Below are 1,845 nucleotides of genomic sequence, written 5' to 3'. Positions count from 1 at the left end.
TATAAGCTACTAATGAACCTGCACCTGAACCACGGCCCGGTCCAACAGGGACACCATTGTTTTTCGCCCATTGAATGAAGTCCATGACAATCAGGAAGTAACCAGGGAATCCCATTTTCAGGATGATTCCGACTTCATAATCTATTCGTTCATCATATGGTTTACGAATTTCAGGCCAGTCTTCACCACGCTTTTCGACAGGGTAAAGGTAATTTAAGCGCTCTTCCAAACCTTCTTTTGATAAGTGCTCAAAATAGGTATCGATGGTAAAACCATCAGGAATTGGATACTCAGGTAAAAAGTAAGTACCGAGCTTTAAAGTGACATTACAGCGTTTAGCGATTTGATAGGTGTTTTCAATAGCACTAGGAATATCTGAGAACAGCTCAATCATTTCATCAGAAGTTTTGAAATACTGCTCTGGACTATATAAGCGCGGACGTCGATCATCTGCTAAAACATAACCATCTGCAATACATACACGAGCTTCGTGCGCTTCGAAATCTTCTTTTTCAATAAAGTGCACATCGTTGTGTGCAACAACACCAATATTATATTTAGCTGCAAGTTTGGCTGCTTCTTGAATAAAGTCTTCTTCGCCAGGACGATCAGTACGTGTTAAGGCTAGATAAACACGATTACCAAACTTTTCGATCCACTCTTCAAGTAAAGGTTCTGCTTTTTGCGGGTTAGATGAGCAAAGCATTTGCCCAACATCACTATGTTGGCCAAGTAAAACAATAATATCTTGATGCTGCTCTAGAACCCATTCTTTTTGTACACAAGGGATACTGAGTTGTTGACCTTCAATAAAGCCACGTGAAACAATTTCAGTCAGCCCTTTCCATCCAATATCGCTCATTGCAAGCAAAGTTGCACGATGTTGGGCATCATTAAGACGGATTGTACTACCCAAAATAGGCTTAATGCCTTTCTTAAGGCAAGAGTTATAAAATTTTACAGCAGCATGAAGGTTAGATAAGTCGGTAAGTGCCAGCGCAGGCATTTCATCCTTTACCGCAGTCTTGACCAAGTCGGGTATGCGAACAATCGACTCTGTAATCGAAAATTCTGTGTAAATACCGAGATGAACAAACTGCATAAACCAATCCTTAATGCGACCGCAGCATAGTTTAACACGCAAAGTTCAAACGAAATGCTTAATATTTTGGCAACTGTTATGGATTTTAGTATTTAAACAGAAGGTTGAGAACACGAAAGTGAAGGATTGATCAAAGTTGTTCTTTTATTTTTAAAGAGAAAATTAAAGCGGATAAAAAGAACCAGCCCAAATTGATTTGGGCTGGTTAGAAATTTTAGTACTGCCAGAACATGCGTTGAATTTCTTTCGCATCGTTGGTTTTGGTAAGTGCCAACGCTGCAAGAAGACGCGCTTTTTGAGGATTCAAATCATGAGCTGCTACCCAACCATATTTAGAGTCAGGTTGTTCTGCATCACGTAATACAAAACCTTGTGGAACGCGCGATGAGCGGATAATTTGAATACCGTTTTTGTCATGAAGGTTTTGTAATGTTGGAACGATATATTTCGCTACAGAACCATTACCTGTACCTGCATGAATAATCGCTTTAGCGCCAGCTTTTGCATATGCTTCATAAGCATCAGGAAGCATAGAGTCAGAACCATAAACGATTTGTACTGTTGGAAGAGCATCACCTTTAATATTTTCAATATTAAATTCTGAAGCATTGGTATGACGTTTAACAGATTGTCTAAACCAATATGGTTTGCCTTCAACAAGTGTACCCAAAGCACCCCATTGGCTTACAAAAGCATTTGTATGAATGTTAATGCCTTTAGTTACATCACGAGCAGCAAAAATA

Annotated in this window: 1 protein-coding gene and 1 pseudogene; both read right to left on the bottom strand. The window is 39.3% G+C overall.

What is annotated here, in order from left to right:
- Positions 1–1,102 (bottom strand): PHP domain-containing protein (locus C1642_RS12205; protein ID WP_146035327.1); only part of this gene is annotated, 1,102 nt, incomplete at its 3' end.
- A 214-nt stretch (positions 1,103–1,316) separates the two neighbouring features.
- Positions 1,317–1,845, bottom strand: a pseudogene (locus C1642_RS19245) (L-asparaginase); the annotation flags it as partial.

This window comes from Acinetobacter sp. AKBS16, from assembly GCF_002899995.1.
GTDB classification, from domain to species: domain Bacteria; phylum Pseudomonadota; class Gammaproteobacteria; order Pseudomonadales; family Moraxellaceae; genus Acinetobacter; species Acinetobacter baumannii.
Note: the sequence above shows the minus strand (reverse complement) of the source record. Positions and strands in the feature narration are given on the sequence as shown.